Origin of the sequence: Microcoleus sp. Z1_A1 (assembly GCF_036700305.1) — a bacterium.
Lineage (GTDB): Bacteria > Cyanobacteriota > Cyanobacteriia > Cyanobacteriales > Microcoleaceae > Microcoleus.
This window is the reverse complement of sequence record NZ_JAUBOR010000025.1, coordinates 41146-65125: the sequence shown is the minus strand read 5'-3', so window position 1 is coordinate 65125 and position 23980 is coordinate 41146. Positions and strand designations below refer to the sequence as shown.

At 42.6% G+C, this 23980-nt stretch carries 21 protein-coding genes; 5 read left to right on the top strand and 16 right to left on the bottom strand.

All coding sequences use genetic code 11. The annotated features are described in order from the left end of the window. The first annotated feature begins 51 nt into the window (after positions 1–51). Positions 52–531, top strand: a complete 480-nt coding sequence (locus QT973_RS17360; RefSeq protein ID WP_333243723.1) for a hypothetical protein — start codon at positions 52–54, stop codon at positions 529–531. Between the two features lie 271 nt (positions 532–802). Here QT973_RS17360 and QT973_RS17355 read toward each other — a convergent pair whose 3' ends face one another. Beyond that, the gene (locus QT973_RS17355; protein ID WP_333051688.1) at positions 803–2848 is read right to left on the bottom strand and encodes a S8 family serine peptidase; all 2046 of its coding nucleotides are present in this window, start codon (positions 2846–2848) and stop codon (positions 803–805) included. A 454-nt stretch (positions 2849–3302) separates the two neighbouring features. Here QT973_RS17355 and QT973_RS17350 point away from each other — a divergent pair, with 454 nt between their 5' ends. After that, on the top strand, positions 3303–4358 hold the full coding sequence (locus QT973_RS17350) for a UPF0104 family protein (protein ID WP_333209884.1): 1056 nt from the start codon (positions 3303–3305) through the stop codon (positions 4356–4358). Positions 4359–4461: 103 nt separating this feature from the next. Here QT973_RS17350 and QT973_RS17345 read toward each other — a convergent pair whose 3' ends face one another. The 10 genes from QT973_RS17345 to QT973_RS17300 form a co-directional block, all read right to left on the bottom strand. After that, positions 4462–5211, bottom strand: a complete 750-nt coding sequence (locus QT973_RS17345; protein ID WP_333391799.1) for an amino acid ABC transporter ATP-binding protein — start codon at positions 5209–5211, stop codon at positions 4462–4464. Next, positions 5177–6640, bottom strand: a complete 1464-nt coding sequence (locus QT973_RS17340; RefSeq protein ID WP_333391797.1) for an ABC transporter substrate-binding protein/permease — start codon at positions 6638–6640, stop codon at positions 5177–5179. The genes QT973_RS17345 and QT973_RS17340 overlap by 35 nt, the downstream gene beginning before the upstream one ends. A gap of 578 nt (positions 6641–7218) precedes the next feature. Continuing rightward, entirely contained in the window at positions 7219–9627 is a 2409-nt protein-coding gene (locus tag QT973_RS17335) for a TIGR03986 family type III CRISPR-associated RAMP protein (protein WP_333391795.1), read from the bottom strand. 39 nt (positions 9628–9666) lie between these two features. Further along, positions 9667–10254, bottom strand: a complete 588-nt coding sequence (locus tag QT973_RS17330) for a Uma2 family endonuclease (protein WP_333391792.1) — start codon at positions 10252–10254, stop codon at positions 9667–9669. A 72-nt stretch (positions 10255–10326) separates the two neighbouring features. After that, positions 10327–10938 (bottom strand): type III-D CRISPR-associated protein Csx19, encoded by a 612-nt coding sequence (csx19, locus tag QT973_RS17325; protein ID WP_333231247.1) that lies wholly within the window; start codon positions 10936–10938, stop codon positions 10327–10329. Beyond that, positions 10931–12430 carry an RAMP superfamily CRISPR-associated protein gene (locus QT973_RS17320; RefSeq protein ID WP_333373739.1) on the bottom strand — a complete coding sequence of 500 codons (1500 nt, stop codon included), beginning with the start codon at positions 12428–12430 and terminating at the stop codon, positions 10931–10933. Before QT973_RS17320 ends, csx19 begins: the two co-directional genes overlap by 8 nt. After that, the gene (locus QT973_RS17315) at positions 12427–14004 is read right to left on the bottom strand and encodes an RAMP superfamily CRISPR-associated protein (protein WP_333391790.1); all 1578 of its coding nucleotides are present in this window, start codon (positions 14002–14004) and stop codon (positions 12427–12429) included. The genes QT973_RS17320 and QT973_RS17315 overlap by 4 nt, the downstream gene beginning before the upstream one ends. Continuing rightward, complete coding sequence (locus tag QT973_RS17310; RefSeq protein ID WP_333051711.1) at positions 14001–14657, bottom strand: RAMP superfamily CRISPR-associated protein; 657 nt, start codon at positions 14655–14657, stop codon at positions 14001–14003. The genes QT973_RS17315 and QT973_RS17310 overlap by 4 nt, the downstream gene beginning before the upstream one ends. After that, positions 14635–16329, bottom strand: coding sequence for a Cas10/Cmr2 second palm domain-containing protein (locus tag QT973_RS17305; RefSeq protein ID WP_333391789.1), 1695 nt, complete (start codon positions 16327–16329; stop codon positions 14635–14637). Before QT973_RS17305 ends, QT973_RS17310 begins: the two co-directional genes overlap by 23 nt. Then, a complete protein-coding gene (locus QT973_RS17300) occupies positions 16326–17627 on the bottom strand; it encodes a Card1-like endonuclease domain-containing protein (RefSeq protein WP_333391787.1) in 1302 nt (433 codons plus the stop codon). The genes QT973_RS17305 and QT973_RS17300 overlap by 4 nt, the downstream gene beginning before the upstream one ends. Positions 17628–17742: 115 nt before the next feature. Here QT973_RS17300 and QT973_RS17295 point away from each other — a divergent pair, with 115 nt between their 5' ends. Continuing rightward, positions 17743–19164 carry a TIGR03985 family CRISPR-associated protein gene (locus QT973_RS17295; protein WP_333391785.1) on the top strand — a complete coding sequence of 474 codons (1422 nt, stop codon included), beginning with the start codon at positions 17743–17745 and terminating at the stop codon, positions 19162–19164. 215 nt (positions 19165–19379) lie between these two features. On the opposite strand, the gene QT973_RS17290 is transcribed toward QT973_RS17295, so the two are convergent. Next, a complete protein-coding gene (locus tag QT973_RS17290; RefSeq protein WP_333270230.1) occupies positions 19380–20300 on the bottom strand; it encodes a cation diffusion facilitator family transporter in 921 nt (306 codons plus the stop codon). 241 nt (positions 20301–20541) lie between these two features. Here QT973_RS17290 and QT973_RS17285 point away from each other — a divergent pair, with 241 nt between their 5' ends. Continuing rightward, the gene (locus QT973_RS17285; protein WP_015174783.1) at positions 20542–20889 is read left to right on the top strand and encodes a hypothetical protein; all 348 of its coding nucleotides are present in this window, start codon (positions 20542–20544) and stop codon (positions 20887–20889) included. Between the two features lie 288 nt (positions 20890–21177). Here the strand turns inward: QT973_RS17285 and QT973_RS27080 are convergent, their stop codons facing one another. From QT973_RS27080 to QT973_RS27070, 3 genes are all read right to left on the bottom strand, one after another. Beyond that, positions 21178–21495, bottom strand: coding sequence for a hypothetical protein (locus QT973_RS27080; protein ID WP_445243039.1), 318 nt, complete (start codon positions 21493–21495; stop codon positions 21178–21180). Positions 21496–21758: 263 nt separating this feature from the next. Then, entirely contained in the window at positions 21759–21983 is a 225-nt protein-coding gene (locus QT973_RS27075) for a hypothetical protein (RefSeq protein WP_445243038.1), read from the bottom strand. A 104-nt stretch (positions 21984–22087) separates the two neighbouring features. Further along, positions 22088–22405 carry a hypothetical protein gene (locus tag QT973_RS27070; protein ID WP_445243037.1) on the bottom strand — a complete coding sequence of 106 codons (318 nt, stop codon included), beginning with the start codon at positions 22403–22405 and terminating at the stop codon, positions 22088–22090. Between the two features lie 230 nt (positions 22406–22635). Here QT973_RS27070 and QT973_RS17275 point away from each other — a divergent pair, with 230 nt between their 5' ends. Further along, positions 22636–23256, top strand: coding sequence for a group II intron maturase-specific domain-containing protein (locus QT973_RS17275; protein ID WP_333051724.1), 621 nt, complete (start codon positions 22636–22638; stop codon positions 23254–23256). Between the two features lie 426 nt (positions 23257–23682). Here QT973_RS17275 and QT973_RS17270 read toward each other — a convergent pair. Continuing rightward, positions 23683–23980: translation initiation factor (locus QT973_RS17270; protein ID WP_333391783.1), on the bottom strand; the 298-nt coding region annotated here is incomplete at its 5' end.

Here is a 23980-nt window from a genome sequence, read left to right as displayed (position 1 = left end):
TTAGTGGTAAGCTAAAAGTTAAGAATAAAAAAATAACATCAAAAATCTCCAATGACAGTCACTGAAACCTCCAACATTCGTAAACTGCTGTGCGATCCAGACTTAGGGCTGATTCCTCACCTAGAAAAGTGCCTGAAAGATTTGCACTCATCTGCGATCGCCAGTGGAGAGAAATTCAAGGTAGAACCTTACGATATAGAATTCAAAAGCTGCCACACCCAGAAGCATCCCAACGACCAAAAACCCCTCGTCACCCAGTCAGTGTTAATAAAAGTTCCCCTGACTGGGAAAGTTCAAGACAAGATGCACCTATATCTGATCGCAAGTGAGTTACAGAACCAAATCGACTTCAAAATTATCGACTGGAGTGCCTTAGAACGCCGTCAATACGACATTCAGGGCATCCCCTTAAAGCAGCCGATCACCAAAATAGACGGCCAGATGAATTACGAGTTAGTATTCGATCGACCAAGCTACTGCTGCATCACCCTGTGCCGCCAATTTGACTTAACTTACGCCGCCAATTTTTAATTGGGCTTGTAGGGGGGGGTTTCACCAACAATATTTAGGTTAATTAACAATCTATAAAACCCGCCCCTATCCCACGGTAAACCCCTGGTACATTTTTCGCATTCAATACAAATCCATGTTGATGTAGATTGTTAGTTGTGTGGGGGCGGGTTTAGGTATATTGTTAGTAGAAATTCGATATTGTTGGTGAAACCCGCCCCTACGAAATCTGCTAACAGTATGTCAATCCCATTACCGATTCCCAATTACCAATTACCAATTATCAATTAATTCAAACAGCTCGATTCGCAGTTTCCGCAAGAATCCTCTTAATATCAGCAGGAGTCAGATTCGGATTAGCTTGCAACATCAAAGCTACCACGCCGGATACTTGTGGCACTCCCATTGAAGTACCGGAAAAATATCGATAGGGAATCCCCGGTTGAGAAAGCGCCACAGTTGAATAAACATCACCAGAATCCGCCCTACCACCGTCGCCACCCGGAGCAACAAAATAATTAATTGCTTGCGAACCCGCCCGGTTAGAATACTCCCCAAACAAGCCATTTCGGGTAACACCACCGACAGCAATTCCTACCTCATTGGCAAACCGAGCCGGATAATCTACTTGTGGACGAGCATCATTTCCCGCAGCCGAAATCACGATCGCGCCTTGAGCTTCAGCCGCTCGAATCGCATCCAATTCTTGAGCATTCAACTGTAGGCCGCCCAAACTCACATTTATGATCTTCGCTCCATTTGCCACCGCATAATTAATCGCATTAATTTCATCCCGAATTTTACCCACCCCTGCTCCATTAAGTATTTTCAAAGGCATAATCTTCGCAGTCGGAGCCGTTCCAGTAATCCCAACCCCATCTTTTTTCGCAGCAACTAAACCCGATATATGAGTGCCGTGATTGTTATCATCCATAGGGTCATTATCGTTATTGACAAAATCCCATCCTCGGAAATCGTCAACAAAGCCATTGCCATCATCATCAACCCCGTTGCTAGCTTTATTGCGACCGATCGCATCAACGCCAGTTTCCCCGACATTACTCCAAATATTCCCCGTCAAATCCGGGTGATTGTAGTCAACTCCGCTGTCAATAACTGCCACCACAATTCCGTCTCCAGTCAAGCCCTGGGCCCAAACCTCTGGAGCTTTAATTAAATCTCTGCCCCACTCGTCGCCCCCCAAGTCGGGAACATCAGGAAAAGTTGCAGTACCTTGAGCTTTGGCAACTGCCGCCGCTGCATTCACCAAACCGAACCCAAAACGAGAGTCAAAACCTTGCAAGTTGCTCGGATTGTTAGGAGAAACAGTTGCAGGAGTTGCAGACAGATTGAGGGAGAAATTTGTACTGCCTTGGTATTGATAAACTCGGACAAAGTAAGTTCCTGCGGCTAAACCGTTGATGTCGATCGCTTCCGGCGATAAATTCGGTTGTTGAGAAGAAGCAATAATATCGGTGAAGTCAATAGAATTGTCGCCGTTAATATCTTTAATTAGAGCAACATCAACATCCGCAGTCAAACCGCTGACAGTTAATTTAAAGTCGCTATTTGCAGGCAAAGTAAAGCGGTAAAGGCCGTCTGGCCGGGCATTGCTAAGCGAGTCTGCGATCGTTTGAGTGCCGCCCAAAACGCCTAAATCGCGAGCTTGATCCAGTTGGTTGCCTAATACGGTAGTTGCAGAGATGAATGTATTGGCGAGGTCTTGTGGAGATGCGTTGGCTACCAAGCCTAAAATAGCATTGGATTGACGAATTTTAATTAATGTATTGGAAATACCGGGGGCGATCGATATTTCTTCGAGAATCAAGTCAGCTTCGGTAAGATTGTCAGTCAGTCCGATCGAATCCACAAAACTGTTAAAGTCAGTAATCACGTCTGCCGCAGCCGGATCGGAGACTGCGGAGTCGCTGCGGAGGACAAAGGTATCTGGGCCCAAACCCCCTGTCAGCGTATCTTTACCCCCATCGCCCACTAAAACGTCGCTGCCGTCGCCGCCGTTGAGCACGTCATCTCCCTTACCTCCCTGCAAGGTATCGCTGCCAGCATCGCCAAACAGGAAGTCTGCGCCGGCACCACCGTTAAGCAAATCGTTGCCCGCACCCCCGAAGAGGGTATCGGAATTGCCACCGCCGAGAATGCGATCGTTACCATTATCACCGCTAATTATTTCGGCATCCGACGAACCGACAATAAAATCGTTGCCGCCGAGGGCAAAAAGTCCGTTAGGATAAGGAGTCAAAAAGCCCGGAGTCAAGGCGAAACTATTGGGGCTATCATCTAAAAGATAGGAAAAACCGTCAGGGCTCGGGCCGGGCATAGAAATGTACTCCTAGCGAGGTATATCGATCTAAATTTTAGATTTTAAATTTAAGTTTGTGGTTAAAAGTGCCCTAAATACTCTGTAAGGCGGGCATTACGCACAGTCTGTAGAGGTGTGCATAGGTTAGGTTAAACTAAGATGTTCCACCCTTCTCAATTACTTGTTTAGGAACAGGCTTTTCGGCCTGTTCCACAAAAATGTTGAGTTATTGTGGAACGGGCCGGAGAGCCCGTTTAGGAACAGGCTTTTCGGCCTGTGCCACAAAAATGTTGAGTTATTGTGGAACGGGCCGGAGAGCCCATTCTTGACAAGGGTGCAACATCTCAGGTTAAACAGATTTATTCCGTCATATCATGCCGTGTAAATTAACCACAATTCCGCCTTTGCCCCTATAAAATATAAAATCTCAAACAGTATAACTTAATCCCAAATTCAAAATCGGGATCAGAAAATGGGAAAACAACACTTGCATCGAATTCAGAATTTTTTCAACATCGCGAAGTCGCATTTAAAGCCTTATTTGCGCTATTTGATTTTAGGCGGGACGTTTTTATTTATTGCCAAAGCTTTTTTAACTCACTGGCGAGAAGTCGCGAATATCCAAATTCGAGCCGAAAGTTTTCCGTTGCTGGCGATCGCCCTTGGCGTCACTTTACTTTCTCTAATTTTTGTCGGCTGGGTGTGGATGTTGATTTTGCGGGAATTCCGCCAACCTGTAACTGCTGCCTGGGCGATTCAAGTTTTTCTCAAAACTAATATTGCCAAGTATTTGCCGGGGAATATTTGGCATTTTTGGGGTAGAATATTGGACGCCAAAAAGGCAGGCATTTTCCCTAAAGCTGCTACTCTCAGCGTGTTGCTGGAACCGCTGCTGATGGCTTCTGCTGGCGTTTTGATTGGGTTGATTTGTTTTGACAAATTCAATTGGTTTTTGCGAATTGTCGGTTGTGCTGCTATTTTAACGGCGATTCATCCCCGAATTTTAAATCCGATCGTCCTATTTGTAGAGCGGTTGAAGTTATCCAAGAACAATGGGGAAAATTCAGAAGTTGGGGAGGATCGGGGCGAGCGACAAACTTTGCGTTTAGAGTCTACCTCCACTTTAACTAAAAAAACATCGAGTGTCAAGTCAAACCGCAAAATTAATTTGCCAATTAAACGCTATCCTTTAGTGCCGTTAATCGGACAAATATGTTTTATCGGATTGCGGGGCTGCGGTTTTTTGCTAACGGTAATGGCTTTAACTCCGGTGGAATTTAGCAATATTCCCAACTTGTTTGGTGCTTTTTGTTTTGCGTTTGTTGTCGGTTTAGTCGTACCGGGAGCACCGGGGGGAATGGGAGTATTTGAAGCAACGGCGATCGCCCTGTTGTCCGATCGCTTTTCTACGGGTATAATTCTGGGTGCGGTGGCTTTGTATCGGATAATTAGCATTCTGGCGGATGTTTCGGGTGCATTTTTAGCTAAACTCGATCGCCAGCGCGATCGGCACAGTAAAAAAAGGTGAATTTAAAACTAAATATTCTCGTGATTGTAGGGTGCGGGGCTGAGAAGGTGAGATTATGTGCGATCGAACAACAAACCTATTTAATTGCGGATGCGATATCAGATTAAAGCATTTTTTCCAGAAATTGCTTGGCGCGATCGCACTTCGGGTTACTAAAAAACTCCTGGGGCGGCACATCTTCCGCCACCTTTCCGCCATCCAGAAACAATATCCGGTGCGCGACTTCCCGCGCAAAACCCATTTCGTGAGTTACAATCGCCATTGTAATTCCAGTTTTTGTCAAAGCTTTCATCACATCTAAGACTTCTTTAACCATTTCAGGATCGAGTGCAGAAGTCGGTTCGTCCATCAACAAAATTTCCGGTTCCATAGCCAAACAGCGGGCGATCGCCACCCGCTGTTTTTGTCCCCCCGAAAGCTTAGAAGGATAAATCTCGGCCTTATCTGACAAACCCACTTTTTCCAGCAATTCTAACCCCTTCAGACGCGCCTCATCCTTAGCCACATGCTTCACCTTTACAGGGGCATACATCACATTTTGCAGCACAGTCATGTGGGGGAACAAGTGGAAATGCTGAAAAACCATCCCCACTTTCTGGCGGATTTTCAGAATATCTACCTTCGGCAGAGTAATATCCACCCCGTCAATATATATGTGCCCCGAAGTCGGAATTTCCAGTAAATTCAAACACCGCAAAAAAGTAGACTTGCCGCACCCCGAAGGGCCGATAATGGCAATCACTTCTCCTTGATGAATTTCAGTAGTTATCTCGCGCAAAACCTTCAGATTGCCAAAAGATTTATACAGGCGATCGACCTTAACTGCTAGTTTGGAGTCTGCGTTCGAGTACATTGGCCCCCCAAGTTAAACTAAGCACCATCAAATAATAAATTGCGCCGACAAATATCAAAGGTTCAAAGTAAATATACTTTTCGGCTCCCACAATTGTAGCGCGGCGCAGCAAGTCTTCTACGCCAATTACTGAAACTAAAGCTGAATCCTTCAGCAAAGCAATACTTTCATTCACCAATGCAGGCAAAATATTTTTCAACGCTTGGGGCAAGATAATATCGCCCATCATCAGTTTGTAGGGAACACCAAGGGATTCTGCGGCTTCTTTTTGACCTTTATCTACGGCTTGAATTCCGGCGCGGATTGTTTCGGAAATATAAGCCCCAGAATTCAGGAAAAAAGTAATCACACCAGCTTGCAGCGCCGATATATTATAGCCCGTAAGCTGCGGCGTGGCAAAATAAACTAAAGTCAACTGCAAAATTAGCGGTGTTCCTCGAAAAATAGAAGTATAAGCAGTACCGAACCAAGCCAGCGGTTTAATGCTAGAAATCTTAAACAGAGACAGCACGATTCCCCAGATAAATCCGAGAAATGCCGACAGCAAGGTAAAAGTTAGCGTTACCCAAAGCCCGGACAAAATATAAGGCAAACTCGGCAAGATTTTGCCAAAATCTAACCCGAACTTAGAGGCTACCGCAGGCTGATTTGCTTGAGCAGGTTCTTGCGGAATTGGTCGAGAAAACCACTTAGTAGCTAGTTCCTTAATTTGACCGCTGGCTTTCATTTGCTGGAGAACTCGGTTGAATTCTGGAACTAATCTCGAATTTTTCGGAAAGGCGATCGCCGAACCGCTTTCTTCAGTATTCGGGATTGTGTTAAATTCCAAGTCCGGGTTCGCTGCTGCATAACCCGTAGCGACAGTATCCTCGATCACTCCCGCCGCGATCCGGTTCGATTTAATTTCTTGAATGATGTCAGGAATCCTATTGAGAGCAGCCAGTTGCACCCCGGCCATTTTTTTCACAGCTTCCTGCTGAATGCTTCCCAGTTGAACGCCTACTTTTTTCCCGGCTAAATCTTCAGCTTTGGTCAAATTGCTGCCTTTATTGGCGACAATTGTATTTTGAGCTTCGTAGTAAAGGTCAGAAAAATCAACATTTTTTTTCCTTTCTGCTGTAGGAGTCATTCCAGCCATCACAAAATCGGCTCTTCCGGCCTGCAAAGCGGGAATTAAGCCGTTAAAATCCATGCCAATTACTTTCAGTTCGTAGCCTAATTTTTTAGTAATATATTTGGCAATATCGATGTCAAAACCGATAATTTCGTTGCCGCTAACAGCCGTATCTTTAAATTCGTATGGCGGGTAGTCTGGGGAAGTCGCGAGTGTTAAAGTCTTGTTGGCTTGGGCGTAGCTGGCGATCGCAATTAAACAAAAGGCGATCGCGATCGTCGCCGCCAGCATTGATTTTAATTTTAAAAGTTTCATATCGAGCATTGTCCTAAAAAATCCCCGCGCCAACAAATTATGCGAAACTTCACAATTATGTCACCACTCTAAAGATAGATAAGATGGGTAGGGTGCGTCAGGTTGGAGATTCTTAGTCAGCATAGAAAGTGTGATTCTGACGCACTATTTGTTGCAAAATGCGTTAGTTATGAAATTGTTGGTTTGTAGGAAAAATCATGCTAACTGACGCACGCTACTTAAAGTAAATCACGCTCCATACTTAATCCGTGTATCCGTGTCAATCCGTGTCGTGCCTGCCTTCTTCTCTAACATTTGAGAAAGTAAAGCTGGTTCGCACAACTCCCACCCATGTTGTACGGTTGTCCTATTTGCGATCGGTATTTCTAATCATCTAGCATATTCCATTTGTATGTGGTACAAGGTATTCAGTAGATCAGAGCCAAAAATGAAACGTTATCAGATAGAGTTTAGTGAAAAAATAGTTAAAGCATATCAACAAGGTGATACATAAATTAGGAAAGGAGCCGCCCGTTTAGATCTAAATAAAGCCTCTGTGCAAAAACTTGGAAGTGCGATCGCTTTTATGGGAAAGCCACTCAATCCGCACATTTGACACTTTTAATACTCCCATCTTCTTTGAGAGCAGTAATCTTTACATGAACTGCTTGTCCTTCTCTCAATAAAGCTGCTTTTTTAGGCTCCTTCTCCGTAAGTTTTAAGACTTCCAACATATGATAAGTTACGTGATTGCTGTTGATGCGAGCTACAGTAGCCTCCAAAATTTGTCCAATCTCAAAGTTTTTTGACTGAACAGCTTTAGCAATTTCCACTTGCCGTTCTGACTTGACTACATTATCTTTTCTTTTAACTACTGGAGAGACTGGATTATTAAGTCGGCGACAGTCATCAATTCCTGCTACTTGTAAAGGAGTTGGTAAAACGGGACGCTCTTTGTATTCATTGACTGTTTTATCAGTTGATTTGACACGCTTACCAATATGAGATTTGGTAATGTCTCGCTCTATCTCCATATACCGACTCGTTAGCTCCACATCTTGTGGCCCAGGCCAACTCAGCATGGCTAAAAGGATCTGAATTCTGCCAAGCTCATCAAACTTGCCTGTTTGCTTAAGTTGCTCCAGCATATAGTTTTCAAAGCATTGCTTGTAGTATGGATCGTTTTCTAAACTTTCAGCAGTTTCCCACTTGTTGCTACTATCGCTGAATAACTGAGTGTAGCGTTTTTTGTGATCGCTTACATACAGCTTATGTTCAATCTTAACGGCTCCTAATCCCAAAGGCTTACCCATGCCAAGTTTAAGACGATAGCGATCTTCTTGAGCAATATCGAGTACCCACAGCAGCGCACCTAGTTCAACTTTGCTCAGATTTTCAAAGTGAATGTAGAATTTAAAGCTAACTCCTTTGTTAATTGGTTTAATCAGAGTTGTTTGGGTATCAGAAACTTGTTTGGGGGAACCAATAACTTTTTTCGGGGTAGGAAGTTTGAAATCTGGAGCGCTTCCTTTATGCCAGTACAGCTTATGACCGCGAATCACCGTCTCTATAACAGGTTGGCTTGCATAATGTTTGAGTTCTGATTTATCTACATTGGGTTGAACTAGATAATGTGGAAAATAGCTTGGCTTTGGTTCAGATAGGATTTGTGGAGTTAATGGTTCGCTTTCATACCAGATACTATTTTGACTGCTTTGATATAAAGCATCAGTAACAAACACACGTCCTGCTCTTTGTTTATCAAAATCTTTAGGCAGTTTTTCATCTTTAGTTTCTTTTTTGACCCAACCAAATATGGCCTCAGCTATATCGATTGAAGCTAATTTTCTCAAATCTTTAGGAAGAAAATCTACTACAGTGGTTGCATGACCATTACCTTCAGGAGAGTACGGAATACGGAAATTAGGACTTTGCCCAAAAAAACATACTATATTTTTTCCCTTTTCAGGAAGACAGTAGAAGATGGGAGCATTTTCTTTTTCTTTTAATACTCCCCAATCCTTATCAAAGGGAGATTCTTTCTGAAAATCAGTCAAAGCATTACGATAATGCTCAATTGCTTTCTCATTTAGTCTCAGCTTAGGAGAAGTTGAACTTGCTTCAAATACTAAACATTCAAAAACTACACAGTGATTGCGACGAGGTGACGGTTCATTTCCTTGTTTCATGTTGCCACTGGTAACAAGTACACCTTTTTTTGGGTGAGTGTCAGGTAATTCGACATTATGAGCAAATAAGCGTTTAGCTCTATCTGTATTATCTACAGCTACACTTCTGTAGCTAACAGAAACATACTGAGGCTCATATTTATCATCATTGAAATTTTTAAATTTAGGCAAGTTAAGAGACGTTTCTCTAACCCAACAAAATGTTGCGCCTTGTTCAGTATTAGCAGGTTGAATATACCATCCTTCACTATCTTTTTTAATATAACCAGCTTTAATTTTTTCTGGAGCGACATACTTATTGTATTCTTCACCCCAAGATTCTTTAGTTTTATTTGCCGCTACTGCACGAAAAAATAGGCGATGCTCATCTGATACTCTATCAAGTTTACTAAAACTCACAATTTCAACTAGAGTTCGTAGCATCCCTCGTAAACTGCTACCAGGAACACTAGGAATAAGGTCGGTTCTGTATGTAAAAAATGGAGCTAAAACTGTTTTTCTTTCAGCTTCCCATTGTTTTTTATCCTCTTCCCACTGTTTCTTCTGTTTCTCTCTCACATCTTTTGGTGGCTTTAAGTATTTTTCTGGGATCTCTGAATACTTAATAAAATTAGCTGGAGTCATTCCACAACGAATATACAAAGGAGATTCAGTGGTTAAAGTGCATTCAATCCTTCCTGTGTGATAATCTGGATGATAGCGATCGCCATCAGGTAAAGGTACTTCAGCTTCAACAACTTTATCAGGTAGCTCGACAAAGTTGTAAGGTGCGATCGCTCTTCTGTGAGCGGGAACTTCACCAATATGTTTAGGATTCATAATTCAATCTCCTTATAGTTCAGTAATTTCACTTAATCTCTATTGATTCTGTAACTCTTGCTCAAAACTAACCCCTTCATACACAAGTTCGATCGCACATTCAAACTCAATACTTTCTAAAGAAATTGCCTCCCCAGCTTCATACTCATAATAAAGCCACATTTTACCTTCTCCTCGACGATAAACCTCAACTACTATTTCTTCTGAATCAACTAAGACATATTCTTGCAAACTCGGAATCTGGCGATAATATTTGAGTTTTTTGGTGCGATCGTAATTGGCTGTACCCGGAGAAAGAACCTCAACAATAACTTTCGGTTTTTGAATAAATTCTCGTGATTTCAAGTCATCAGGATCGCAACTGACAACTAAATCGGGATAGAAATAGCGACTATTTTTACGAGCCTGAACTTTCGCATCTGACACATTAACTCGACAGCCCCTCTCACGCAAATGAGGGTACAAAGCCCTGTATAAGTTAAGAGCAATGTCATTATGAGGTAGAGAGCCTCCTGTCATCGCTACAATTTCGCCGTCAATGTATTCATGGCGAAGTTCCTGCTTGGCTTCCCATACTAGGTATTCTGCCGCCGTCATTTTTTGATCTTGTTCACGATTGGCGATCATAATTCCCTCCTTGATGCAATGTATTCCTATTTTAACAAGTGTTTTTGAAATTACATAACTGGTTACTACAATCTACTTTTTTGGATGAGAATATAAATCTACCAGGCGACTCAGATAAATTCTGGCTACACCGCTCTCATCATAATCAATATAATGACGTACTTTCAAACGTAAGGGGCGAGAATCTTTACCTTTCAAAGTAATCGCAGTTAAAGGTACAGCGTGTTTTAATCCTTGAGAACCATCGGAAACTAAACTAAATCCATTTGATTCTTTCTCAACTTGAGTTCCCCAAAGGATTTGATCTTCATCTGGTAGACATTCTGGTTTATTGTCATCTTGAACTAGACGTGCTTTCCAGTTTTGACCGACTTTCCAAAGCATAACTTCAGCATTTTCACCAAAGATTCGACATTGTTGGAGAGTAGGCGATCGCAATTTAGCCAATTGGGGAAATACATCCTCATCTCCTGATGTCACCAACTTGTAGTCATCGCCTCTAAATTTACCCCAAATTACTCCATCATCAGCATGAGCTAATAACCAAATTACTCTATCGTCACCATGAGCTAATAAGTTTTGAAATTGATACTGCTTTGCCTTAGCTTGTAACCAGTTGTACAAAGAAGGCGTATCCATAATATCCTGAGTATCTTCAAGGGTTTTGCAATCGGGTTTATTCATTAGCATTCAATACCTCAGTTGGATAATTGACTAATTTTTGAACAAATTTTTCTAATCTACCAGAATCGCTCACTACAAGGGGTTCTTTTTCACCTGTTTGATCGATCGTCCATACCTCTTTATGCTGTAACTTTTTTTCCCGATCCCAGATATACTGGGTCAAGGTTGCGTTTTTTCCCTGTAACCTTCCCCGCCCGATACTACTTTCACCTCCAACAGGTAAATCGCTTGTCCACAAATCTTTTAGCAAGAGTAACAATAATCCAATTTCATGGTTGTATGGATTGCGTAACTCTAGTTCAATAGTGACAATGGTTTTATCACCACCAAAGATAGGTTGTTCCTCAAATAATGCACCGTGATACGCACCACCTGTAAAGCGATCGATCGCAATCCGATTTTGTACTAATTCAGTTGCATCTTTGATAACTTTTTCATGGACAACTAAACGGCTTGCTTTTGCCTGTTTGCTTTTATCCTTGCTAAAGTCAGGGCCAAATACTTCATCAATGATGCTTGTTGGCTTCTCAAGGGTATTAATAATCCTCTCAGCACGATGTCGTAATACTCCTGCTAAACTCGTACCAGATAATACTGATACTGGATTAGTTTCGTTATGTCGATGAGATTTTAAGTGTACAACATCAGGGGCGCGTCCAGTAGAATCTTGACCGGAACGGATCAGGAGAGAACCGACTAATTTGAATTCGGCGTGGATGAGGAAGCGATCGCGCTTATCTTCCTCATTCTCTAATGATACTCCCAGAGCTGTAGCAATTGATGAATAAGTTTCGCGATCGGGCAATAACTCCCTACACCAATGCTCAAACTTTAACCATACCATTCGCTCATCAGGATCTTCCAGATGAAAGTTCCAAACCTGCCACTCTTTGACATGACAGCGACCAAAACCGCGCCGCTTTTTCATGCCAATACTGATTTCACCTCGTTCTAAACCTTCTAAGGCTAATGCTAAACAATTAATTAATGGTTGCTGTTCTGTCTGAGCTTTATTTTTTTCTATGAGCAATTCAAAGTAGAGCGGAAATTCTGTTCCTGCCGCTAACAGTTCCACGTCATATTTATGGCCTGGTTTGGCTGTGCCAGTTGTGAGTTCAATTTCTACACCATCTCTTAATTCCACAGTCGGGATAGTGCTGCTAATAGCATCATTGATAATTAATGGACTTTGTTCGCCTTCAGGATCGCGACGAGTACCACCAAATAAGTTAGTAGCCCGATCGCCCTTTTGTTCCTCTACACCGTATCCGTGTTGGTACTCCCGCAAGTAGTTTCGCAAAGCACCTGCAATCGATGCACCAGTTAAAAGCGCACAGTCGCTCACGCTATCTCTCAGCAATGCGATATCCGTTGGACTCTCTGCGTCACCGCTTCCCAAGCAAGTCGGCGTATCTAAGATTAACGTACCCCGTACAATGATGCGTTGGGTGATCGGGCGGTGACAGCGCTTTAGACGTTCTTTAGTCATCATTTTTTCTCCTTAGTTGCCTTCTTCGCTACCGCCATAATCAGCCGCAGCGTATATTTTTCAGCTAGCTTATCCTCTCTGGCGCGATCGTCATCAAACTTGCGCTCTACATCAGCAATTTTTACTTCTATTCCATTAATCCAATCAGTCGGATTCCCCAGCCACTCGTCTAGCTGTTGCCTGAAGGATTTTTTGTCTGATTCATTACCTATTTTTGTGCGATCGAACTGACTCTTAGCATTCGATGGTAAGTTGTTTAGCAGCGAGATAACTAAACTACAATCCCCATTGGGAAGCCCTTGTCGTGCAACAGATTGTAGTCTTGACAGTTGGCTGTTACTGATGCCATCATCCAAGCTTAAAGGTCCAACCTTTTTTTGAAGATACTCCTCTAGTTTTTGCTCTAATAATCTTTGTGCCATCTGTTCAGCCAAAAGCCTTGATGCTTCATCTTTCAAGGGAGGCAAACTAGATGTATCAGATGACTTCGCTAAACTGGCTGAAAAAAGAAGATTTTTCAGCCCATTTACAGCAATTCGACCAAAACCATCTTCTCTTCTCTCTCCAATTCCCCGATCTTCAAGTTGTTGAATTTGTGATTCATTAATCTCAATACCTTCAAAAACCATCACACTTCCTGCTGCCAATGCTGGCACTTGAGGTAAAGGCAATCCCCATTTACGGTTAAATCCACCAATTAAAGTGCTACCAGCAAAAATATTGCTAGGTTCAGGCAATGAGATATTTAACATTTCCTCGACAGCTTGTTTAATTAACATCGGATCTGCTACAGGTTGACCGCATTCATCCCTTAAAAGCGTGTCGCTGAGAAGTGTAATGTTTAAAACTTCGTCATTATCTTCGCGTTTTTCTGCAGGAACTCCAATTTCATTCCAAGCATTAAGAGGTTTTGGATCGATAATCTTGGTATGTCCGTATCCAGCACTTTTAGAACCTCCTAACCATAAGTTAGGTTCTGCTAATAAATCTTGAATTGCTGTTACGTCTTCATCTTCGCAGAGAATGACTGATTGAAAGATTTGTCCCGCATCTAGGGCATCGTAGCGGAAAATTTCACCTTGATTATCTGTAGAACGTCCTTTTTGGCGATCGCGAAAATTATGAATATTAATCCGCCGCTTTTCCTTGTATAATTTGACAACTCCCCGTTCCTTAGTCCAGAAGTATTCACCCACAGATTTAGGAGTTTCTGGATCGTCTCCTCTCTCAATACTGAAATCATAGACAGTTATAGGTAAATCCTCCTTAAGTTCTGCATCCTTATCCTTGAACCAACATAAAGGTAGGGGAAGAGTGCGTTGCGGTTGCTTTTCGTAACTCAAAAGATAAGCATTTAAGTAGCGGGTACTATTGGCATCAAAGAAAAGTCGCTTCACATCCTTATTGGTTAAATCCAGTTCGGACAAGTGATGCTGCCTCATGTAACGCCCAATAATTGCACCGCGAATCATACTGCCCGGAATGTAAGAGTACGATACATCGCTGTTGGGATCGCCTTGAAATGAAGTGGCGAGAATTGGTTGCTGAGTTTGTAATGTTAAAGTAATTGCTTTCATGCAACTTTCTCCTTAATTTTTTTGGCAAAATAGTTAGCATAGTGATGCGTAATGTCATCACCGTTTGCATCATCATGTAACGTACATTGCACGTGACCCCGACCTCGATTGCGTCCGCTACCCAAGCGTCGGAGTGCCAACGCACCAACTGCTAAAAGCGATAGCATTTCATCACTTGGCCTCTTCTCAAAAATTAAGTCAGCCGTGAAACTAAGGTCGCGCAAAACTACGCGAAATGAACGCAAACTCCCCTCATCCGGTGTACCAGATTGTGGATCTATAGAAGTTTGACGACGGATACTTGTTAGCGAATCAAGTACCTCTGTTTTTGTTAAAGTTTCATCCTTAATCTGGAAAGCAACAGCTTGACGTAAATCCTCTGGCAAACAAGCATCGCCTACATGAACTGCACCCATTGTCCCGATGGTACTACCCAACGTACCGAACAAATCGCAAGCAACTCTTTCCCAAGATGGGCGATGATTAGTCAACATTGCAATTAAGTTATCGCCTTCTTCGCTCAGCAATCCCTTGAGAGTACGTCCCCGCAAGTACGGAAAACCAAAAGGATCGTGTTCGACTTCTTGGTCAATTAAACCTGCGACTCCATCTCCCCGTCCAAAAGTTGTATCACTCAGCAGTTTGATTTTCATTTGGTAAATCGGCATTTGATTGTTCCCTCAGTGAGATATAAAAGTCCATTGCTTCAATGGCATCAAAATAACCACAAACTCTATCTAGCCAACCATCTTTAGCTAAATTCTCACTACGACCACTAGATTCTGGGAAAGTTGGCAGTTGCTCATCCTTTATTCTGTAGTTTTTGAGAAACTTCTGAGTTACATCAATTCCTTGTCGCAGTACATCTCTTAAAGCAATCACCTTATTATGACGACCGTTCCATTCCTCATCTTCATTGAAGTGTTTGACTACTTTTGTGAAGCCCTCCCAAGTACGCCAATCGCTATCGATTTGTTTTTTTAAACTGATAGGCCGCATTGATAAACTACCTGCGGGTACTTGAAATTCGCGCTGACGAATTTCAGAAATCGAACCGCTTAATCCACTGGCTGCTAAATGCCAATCCAAAGCTGAGAAATCTTCTTTACCAAATTTTTTCTCATCTTTAACAAACCCTTTAGCCTTGCGACACAAATCTTCGCTTAGTTGATAAGCTCGTGCAAAGGGATAGTGAGTCTTAACAACACATATCCCTGCACAGGCAGTGAGAGGATTTTTACCATTTTCATTGCCTACAACTAGCTGTTTCTCAAATTCTTGCAAAAAAATTGCCGCGAGTTCTAATCCCAATCTTCCATCACAAACGAAGGTAATGTCATCACCACCGTAGACTAGAGGACGGAAGGGCAAGTAATTATCTTTGATCTCAAACTGACCCTTTACTTTTCTTTTTCCCTCGGAATCTACCTTAATTGATTTAACCAGTATCTCTACCACTTCTTTCAGCGCATCAATACCAGCCTGATTGACGCTGTGGGATAGTTCCCGCATGGCGATAATGTAGTCTCGATTACACTTATCTTTGCCAAACTTTTGAAAGCGTTTACCCATACCATTGCCATCAGCATGAATCACAGCCGAATAGCTGGAATCTCCTTCAGAACGACCCATCTCGTCTGTTCTTAGAGGGAATTCATAGGAACCTAAAGAAGTGACAAACATTTGTTGCAACTTATCGTTAGCTTGAGGAACCAATTTGAGTTTTGCATCAATCTCTGTTGAAATAAGATAGGGTGCGTCATCCTCAAATGGCTCGCTCATCTTTACGCCAACTAACTGAGTCGATCGACAAGTTGCAGTCACACCCAAACCCAGCAATGGTGCAGAGGGTATCCGGCTGCGCTTTTTGGCATCTAAGTCATTTTTCATCAAATTCTGAACGACATCATATAGAGATTGACTATCCCAATCAAATTCTTGATGAACAGCTAGAAGATTAATTCCTGGTGCCTCTTCTAAGATTCGCTTGCTCAAAATTTGAGTAAATTGCACGGCATATTGCTTGTCTGAAAACAACAATACTGTATTGCCGCCACCTGCATAAACTAATTCAGCAGCTAGTCCATCATCTTCAATACGTGGTTTGGCATCTGGTTGATGCTTTTTAGGATATTTAGGATTGAAAGCATAAACTTTGCGATTTATATCTTGGCGCGCGAAGGTATCTAAAGCTTCTCTAGCCCAGTCATCTGTTGCCTGAGAAACTAGGTAAGAGGCACCAATATTTTCGCGCAGGCGGTTACTACCAAAAATGTAGGGTTGAATTCCTGTTGTGTCTAGTACAGTGACAGTAAAATTTTTCATCTTGCATCCTCATCATTTTGCTTAATCCATTCTGCAATCCTGCTCGCTAAATCCATTAGGTCATCACGTCCAAATACGGCGATTTTGTGGTTTCTTTGCCCACTTTCGGGAGCCGGGTTAAAAACATTTACAATTTCTGTTTCAAGGGCGTTAACATCTTTTTCGCTAGCACAACATACTAGAGCCACTCGCGCTTCATCCCCACCGAGTTGTCGCGCTCTGATGTAAGCTTCAAATAGCTTCGACTTGCAATCAGATTTACGAGCGATCGTTGTACAAGAGATCGCAAATAGCTGATATCCTCGCATGAAGGCAACATCAAACTGAAATTTAGTATTTTTCGGATCGATTGGATTCCGAATCCAAAATGAAGTAGCGCTATCGTAAATAGATAAGTCTTCAGGAATTTCTTGCACTTGTTGTAAAACATAATGCTCTAACCATTCGCCGTCTAACCATTTACAGGCAGATTCTAAGCTTTTAATTCCTTTCTCCTTGATAGCATGAAGTGATAAATTTTCACCCACAACTCCTAAGTGACTCAAGGTACTCATGATGTTTTCCTTAGACTTCAGTTTCTCAAGGCTCAAAGTAGAAATCTCTGTTAGCTTAGTTTCCTTTTTCCATTTATTTTTATCTTTTTCATCTCTTGCTGCTTTCCGCAAAACTTCATTACACCAATCACGCCATAGTTGCACTAAATCACCATTATTATGAAATTCAGCAAAGGCTTTTGCAGCTTCAGGTAATTCCGGCTTGTCAATAGGATCTGACTTGTCTTGCCACGTCCATCCGTGTATTTGAAACACTTTGGCAAGTTCGACGGGGATCACTTCTGGTTTCACTTTGATCGGTTTGATGGGAGTGTTCTCGCTGTCTATGCACATCTTTAGCTTGCGCGGATCGAGATAGCTAAAAACAGTATCAGGAGACTTTTTGCTAAAAACTGCTCTGTAAGCGTGTACAGCCATCGCCTTCGTACCGCCCGTATAATTCAATCCAATTTTTCCATCCTTGATAGTTTCTAGCTTAGAGCGAATTGCCTTTTGAATCTGATAGGCATCAGCTTCGCCATCGTTGAGCGGCACAAGTTGAGCTGTCTTTAAACCAATTGGTTCCCTACTCAATATTGTTTGCAGACACTTGGCTGGCTTCTCTGTACCAGTCGTATACACAAGGTAGGGCGTACCTCCTGGATTTAACAAAAGTCTCGCTGCTACATAGTTAGGCAAAGGGTTCTCGCCAATCAGCAAAAACAGGTGGTCAACTTTGTACTTGTCGAACTCAGATGTACTCATAAAGCCTGTCTCTCCGTCTTGCTCAACTTGTACGCCAATTATTGCATACTATCGGAAACACCCCCTTCCGATCGCCCTTACGCTATAAAACACAATTTAAATCCCTCAACCCACCATGAACCCAACATTTCGCAATCCGCCACACCCCAGACTCCTAGAGGATTTCGCCAACGGAACTCTCGACCAAATGCAAAATCTCACCCGCGCCATCAGGTTATGGGTTTTGGTAAGTTGGCTGTACAGCGACGAGGGATATATTGCCCTTAGCAGCCCCTTTACCTATGCTGATTGGCGCGAAGCTTTCTTTGGCAAAAATTACAAAGATGAAAAGCAGGAAGATATTCTTAACTATTCAGACCCCAATTGTGCTTGCAAAAAAACAACGCAACAGTGGTTGACAAAATGGAATGTATCTGTAAACCAGTGGCGGCATTCTTTGCAAAAACAAATAGCTATTGCCGATGCTGATTTAGACAATCTATTGGCAGAAAAGTTATTCGCTCAGGTGCGAAAATCGCTGCAAAATGACTTCGATTTCTTGGTAAGTCGAAATTTGCTGCAACGATTAACCAGCGTGACTGGTAGAAGTAAAAACTACCGTCGAGTTGAACAAATACCGCCAATTTTTAGTCAAACAGAAAACCCCAATACAGATAGCAATTTGACTCCAAAAACGCAGGCTTATCTCGCTGCTACTTTGGGGATGTTTAGTTTTCTCGACCCAAGTTTGCCTTTATTGGCCGACCAATTTTCAGAAGAGGTAGTTGATGAAGATAATCACCGCGTCTTTTTGTACGTTGATTATCTCGTACCCGAATCTAGTCCCATGCAAGATGCTGTCGATCAATTTCAGAGCGAGTTGCAGGAAATGTGGGATTCTCAAAATATCGCTCCTTTGCTATTAACTTATCGCAGCGCTCATCAAAATCAGATTAAAGAGTGCGTTGTTTATCCTGTTTGTATTTACTTTATGGATCGAGCTAAATATTTGTGTGCCTACGGCAGCACCCCCAGAGGTGAAATTAATTGGTACAAATATCGGCTCGATCGCATAATTTCAAAACGTCTAGAGTCCTTGGATTGGCAAGATTCTCGCGTTCCCCAATTACTCAAGGAAAAATATCAGGAAAATAACCTGCCAACTCCCAAAACAGTTAACGATATGTTAAAAGAAGCTTGGGGCTGCGATTTTTATAAAGACACTGCGCTGATGGTATTGCGGTTCGATCGCACTTTTCATCAAAGTTATATGCAAGGAATCACCATCCACAATACTTTTACCGCCATAGACTGCGATCGCGCCGCCACATTAATCACACAATATACTCCCAACCCAGAACATCGATCGGCACTTTTACAAATCCTCCAGTCTCGCCCAACCGACGATGCTTACTACCAAGTCACTTACCGAGAAACAGACTACTACCCGCTGAGGTGGTTGCGAGCTTTAGGTTCAGAAGTCGAAATTCTGCTACCTTGGGACTTGCGACAGAAAATGGCCGTAGAAATCCAAAAAACTGGCCACTTGTACCAATAGTCTTTTGCCCGATAATTATCAAAGTTATTGTGGAAAACTTGCCGATTTCTGTGGAAAACCCCCCTTTTCCTGTGGAAAACTGCTACTAAATTAAGTGCGATCGCTCTCACCCGATTGATAGGATTTAAAAAATTGGAGGAATTGCGGTAAGTAAAAATACTTTCCCGATTCTTCAATTAATCCGTGTATCCGTGTCAAAATCACTGGTTGTGCCTTCATTTTTCAGCATCGTAGCTAATTTGGTCGGACTCGTAAGCCGGCGGCTCAACGTGAATTAAGATGCGTACAGGGCTGAAACGTTCTTCCAAACGGGCTTCTACTTCTTCTGTAATCCCGTGAGCAGTTTCTACATCGACAGCATCGACAATCATGTGCATATCAATAAATACTTGACGCCCTACAACCCCACGGGAGGCGATCGAGTGACAGTTGACAACCCCCGGTACATCGATCGCGATCGCGTGAATAACTTCCGGTGCGATCGCCATTTCATCCACCAACCAAGGCAGATTTTCCCTTAAAACCTTCCAACCGCTGCTAAACACCAAAATAGCCACAGGAAAAGACAAAAACACATCCAGGAATTGTAATTGAGGTATATTCCAAACCTGCCCTTGCCAAACACCAATCAACCCGCCGATGACCATAATTGTCACCCAAACATCGCTCATCGTGTGCTGAGCGTCAGCCACTAAAATCGCGCTACCGAGACGTTGGCCAACCCTGCGCTCGTAAAAAGTGACAAAAATATTAATTCCCAGTACAATCAACAAAATCCACAGTTCATTTGGGGATATTTTGACAACTTTACCCCCGTTAATCAGCCTTTCAACAGCACCGCTGAGAATTTCAAAACAGGCAATTCCCAGAAACGCAGCTATTCCCAGAGCTCCGAGAGCATCAAATTTTTGGTGTCCGTAGGGATGATCGCGATCGGGCTGCGGATTGGCATAATGATTAGTTACCAATCCTAAAATATTATTAGCGCTGTCCGTGACGCTGTGCAAAGCATCTGCCAGCAAACTGAGGGAACCAGTCAGCCATCCCACCGCTGCTTTAATTGCCATCACCAGCAAATTTAGCAATAAGGTAATTATTAAAACCTTGCGGACTTCGGAACGGTTATCGGCAACCATAAAATCTCCTCGCTCGGCCGTCAAGTTTTCTGGTTTCTAGTTTAAAGCTTATCAAGTCATAACAGGTTAAAACTCTTGCTGAATCTAGCTTGCGACTAGATTTATATTCATTAATTTAGCCTAGCTTCTTGAGACAAATTTTAATTAATAGCAGTTTCGCCGCCCAATTTAGTTGGCTGGTACTTCTTTTAGGTTATTGTATATTTTATCATTAACAATAGTATGTTAAATTTCATTGCCCATGTCTCTTTCTCCGCTGACACTGAATTTAGTCGAAGGTTCTGTCTCCTTTAGCTTTTCCCCGCAAGCCGCGCGGGATTTGCAAAGCGAAATTGCAGCTTTGATGGAAAGCTTGAAAGCTGTAGCAGCCAAAACCGCTGGCGCTAAAGCTTCTCCCCAAAAACCGATGGAATATCGGTATGCAGGAGATGTCTTTTTGGAGGTTTTCTGCAACCCGAATATCTGGCCAACTCCTTTTGCTGCGAAAGTGCTGATTACGGTTCGGGACGATCGCGTGCGCGTCACCACCGAAGCCGAACTCAGCCGCCTGCGTGACGATCTCGCTCAGTATATCGAACAAGTCGGTTGAGAATCTCAACCTGAAACCCGCCCGTTTGTCAAGGTTAAATTCCCATTAGAATCATTGGGGTTTTGGCTTCAGTAGGGTGCGTCAGCTAGGGTTCTTTTATCGATAATTAAGAGACTCTCTTCTGACGCACCCTAGGACTAATTGGCTTCAGTAGGGTGCGTCAGCTAGGTTTCTTTTATCGATAATTGAGCATTACTCACAAGTTAAGCTAAAAGCACTATTGTCAATGAGTAATCTTACTCATATTTTACCTGTTGACCCAATTAAAATATGACTCCATTTGTTCCTTTATTGTTGAAAAAAAATTGTTAGGGACTTCTTTGAGTTCCATGGAAAGGAGAAATAATTAGCCTGACATGAGGTTTTCATGCCTAGCTTAACAATCCCTACATCTTGATTTTTAGCGTAGGCAAAATACTTAACTAGGTCAGAAGCTAATCCTTTTTGATATGCCACAGAAAAATGAGACCTTCCCCGATAAATCATTTCTAATGAAACACGTTCCATTGACACTCCTAATTCATCCGCAACGGCATCTCCTAAGTCTACCAAAACCGCATAAAATAGCCAAGTATCCCAAATCTCGATCGGGATTCCGTTGGACAAACCTGTCCATAAATAACTTAAATTTAGGAGTCTATTTACTGTACAAAATGCGTTTTCTATTCGCCAGCGTTTTTGATATAAATCTGCTACTACATAGGGGGCAATACTTCGGGTTTTCGGACAGTTTTTAGATAAAATCGCCAGGAAGTCTTGGAGCTAATTTGTACTAAAATTATAGTCAGATATGGTGTCTGTTTTGTGCCTGCACCTATTTTAATTATCTGGTATTTGACATCATAAGTATTGGTTAATACCCGCTCGATTTAATAAAATGCACCTTTCTTAATTCGAGTGAGCAATCCAATTTCTTGCTCGATTATTTGTGACCAAAAAGCGAAGTGATAGAAGCCTCGATCCAATAATAGTAAGGTTTTAGGCTTAACTGTTTTTAGTAAATCTTCCTCCCAATTAGTATCTGCTTGTTTGGGATTTTTCCCAAACCAAATTTCTTCGGGAATATGAGTTACTAGGTCTATGATTACTCCCATTTTCCGGCTAATTGACCAATTGGCACATCTGATAAAATTTCGAGTTTACGAAACAATGCTTCTAATGTTGAGCCGTCAGCTATCCAGATATTTTAAAAGTTTTTTCAGGCAAATTGTACGCTATCTGGTAATGGTCTTGATTTTCTTGTTAACCATTTTTGTCGAAAATGAGGTAGTAATTGTTTAAATATTTTTTCAAATAAAAATGCGGTCAAAGTTAAAAATCTGAGCGATAATGCTTGTTGACTAATCTTTTGTGGCTCACACCATAAAAATCCCTCTCTATTTAATAATCTGGTTAATTCTGTTACTCCTGCTACGGGTCGCCATAATAAACTTAATATTGCTGCCATCATTAATGGTAGTGTCAGAATTCTATCTCTTAGATTTAGTTGCCGATAAAAACTTTTTTGGGCCGCCATTGCCGGAATTAATAAATCTTCCAGGTGATTCGCGATTACTTCATTTTCTACTTGGGGACGTTTTTTTTCTTTTCATGATCTCGGTTGATTCGTTTTTTGCGACTCATAACTGGTTCAATTATCGCTCAACTGCTTGCCCGGTAAAGGTTTCATCCCATTTTACCTTTGTTGGTCTACCCCCTTGACAATTTGCACTTTTTCTTAACTTGTCACAAATGTACATAGTACAGATGGTTGCGACTTCCTTGGGTGGAACTTCTCAGTTAAACCTGTCGGGTAAATTCATTTCAACACCAAGTCAAAAAGCTACAATTAGCATTAAGGCAAAAGTTAAAAAAGTGATAAAAGATAGTCGTTTCACTCTCGAACATCGAATCAACAACTGTGGTTCGGTGCTAAGAGGGTGGAGAAATTACCATAGATTCTGCGATATGAGTCAACACAACCTGTGGTCACTGCGCTATTGGTTATGGAAATTCATTCGGAAACAAGGAAGATACAACCGTTATCAAACCAATAAGGTTATAAAAAGAGCACTTCCTGCGGTTAGTTGGTCAGCCTGCAAGTTTGTCATTGTCAAGGGAGATAAATCACCCTATGATGGCGATTTTGTTTATTGGTCAAAACGAGAGAATGCTCACTACGATGGGATAACGGCACGACTTCTCAAGAAACAGAATCACAAATGTACAGAATGTAATATATCGTTCATGTCAGGTGATATTGCAGAACTACACCATATCGACGGCAACCATAACAATTGGAAACCTATAAATTTGGAAGTTCTACATCGTGAATGTCACCAGCATCAGACCGTTCATGGTCAGGTGAGAGTCCGAACAGCGGGTTAAACCCGACTTACTAGGTGTCAGACTAGGAGCCGGATGCAGTGAAAGCTGCACGTCCGCGTTCTGAACCAGAGGTGTCGTGTGGTAACACAGGCATCGACCCTAATTGAAGGAGATGTGTCCTCAAGCAATTGAGGCATCGACTCTAATCAAGTGAACAAACCTGACGGTCAACTGAGTACAGTTAGACCGCAGGCTTCTTTTTCCTTTTTTTCAAAGGCTTTTTATAGTGAGGTAGTTCCACCCCCACTCGCTAATATAGTATCAGAGTATTTCCCGAGCATCTTGGGGTATAAAAGAATAATTGTCGGTTTCGGTACCGAAACCCGACGAGCCTTTCATCCCAAGGAGTAATTCCCAACGGGGTACGGGGTTCCGCGCTCTGATTAATCCCCTCTAAATATACGCCCAAGACTTCCCGGCTGGTAGTTAACTAAACCCTTCCTCATCCGCCGGGTCGCCGTAGGGGTCTTCGCTGGCCGGAGTCAGGTTGCCGAACATTCCAGCATCCGCTACGTAGTCTGCGGGGTCGCCGTAGGGGTCTTCGCTGGCCGGAGTCAGGTTGCCGAACTGTCCGTAGTCGGTACCGGCGTAGTCTGCGGGGTCGCCGTAGGGGTCTTGGCTGGCTGGAGTCAGGTTGCCGTACTGTCCGTAGTCTGCGGGGTCGCCGTAGGGGTCTTGGCTGGCTGGAGTCAGGTTGCCGTACTGTCCGTAGTCTGCGGGGTCG

Excerpts from the sequence above, each read along its gene's own strand:
- QT973_RS17330 (WP_333391792.1), bottom strand. The coding sequence starts at position 10,254 with ATGATCGCCAATCGTGAACAAGATCAAAAAATGACGGCGGCAGAATAC.
- QT973_RS17285 (WP_015174783.1), top strand. The coding sequence starts at position 20,542 with ATGTCTCTTTCTCCGCTGACACTGAATTTAGTCGAAGGTTCTGTCTCC.
- QT973_RS17345 (WP_333391799.1), bottom strand. The coding sequence starts at position 5,211 with ATGTACTCGAACGCAGACTCCAAACTAGCAGTTAAGGTCGATCGCCTG.
- QT973_RS17275 (WP_333051724.1), top strand. The coding sequence starts at position 22,636 with ATGGTTGCGACTTCCTTGGGTGGAACTTCTCAGTTAAACCTGTCGGGT.
- QT973_RS17315 (WP_333391790.1), bottom strand. The coding sequence starts at position 14,004 with ATGAAAGCAATTACTTTAACATTACAAACTCAGCAACCAATTCTCGCC.
- QT973_RS17310 (WP_333051711.1), bottom strand. The coding sequence starts at position 14,657 with ATGAAAATCAAACTGCTGAGTGATACAACTTTTGGACGGGGAGATGGA.
- QT973_RS17295 (WP_333391785.1), top strand. The coding sequence starts at position 17,743 with ATGAACCCAACATTTCGCAATCCGCCACACCCCAGACTCCTAGAGGAT.
- QT973_RS17360 (WP_333243723.1), top strand. The coding sequence starts at position 52 with ATGACAGTCACTGAAACCTCCAACATTCGTAAACTGCTGTGCGATCCA.
- QT973_RS17300 (WP_333391787.1), bottom strand. The coding sequence starts at position 17,627 with ATGAGTACATCTGAGTTCGACAAGTACAAAGTTGACCACCTGTTTTTG.
- QT973_RS27075 (WP_445243038.1), bottom strand. The coding sequence starts at position 21,983 with ATGGGAGTAATCATAGACCTAGTAACTCATATTCCCGAAGAAATTTGG.
- QT973_RS17320 (WP_333373739.1), bottom strand. The coding sequence starts at position 12,430 with ATGATGACTAAAGAACGTCTAAAGCGCTGTCACCGCCCGATCACCCAA.
- csx19 (WP_333231247.1), bottom strand. The coding sequence starts at position 10,938 with ATGAATAAACCCGATTGCAAAACCCTTGAAGATACTCAGGATATTATG.
- QT973_RS17340 (WP_333391797.1), bottom strand. The coding sequence starts at position 6,640 with ATGAAACTTTTAAAATTAAAATCAATGCTGGCGGCGACGATCGCGATC.
- QT973_RS27070 (WP_445243037.1), bottom strand. The coding sequence starts at position 22,405 with ATGGCGGCCCAAAAAAGTTTTTATCGGCAACTAAATCTAAGAGATAGA.
- QT973_RS17350 (WP_333209884.1), top strand. The coding sequence starts at position 3,303 with ATGGGAAAACAACACTTGCATCGAATTCAGAATTTTTTCAACATCGCG.
- QT973_RS17290 (WP_333270230.1), bottom strand. The coding sequence starts at position 20,300 with ATGGTTGCCGATAACCGTTCCGAAGTCCGCAAGGTTTTAATAATTACC.
- QT973_RS17355 (WP_333051688.1), bottom strand. The coding sequence starts at position 2,848 with ATGCCCGGCCCGAGCCCTGACGGTTTTTCCTATCTTTTAGATGATAGC.
- QT973_RS17335 (WP_333391795.1), bottom strand. The coding sequence starts at position 9,627 with ATGAATCCTAAACATATTGGTGAAGTTCCCGCTCACAGAAGAGCGATC.
- QT973_RS17305 (WP_333391789.1), bottom strand. The coding sequence starts at position 16,329 with ATGAAAAATTTTACTGTCACTGTACTAGACACAACAGGAATTCAACCC.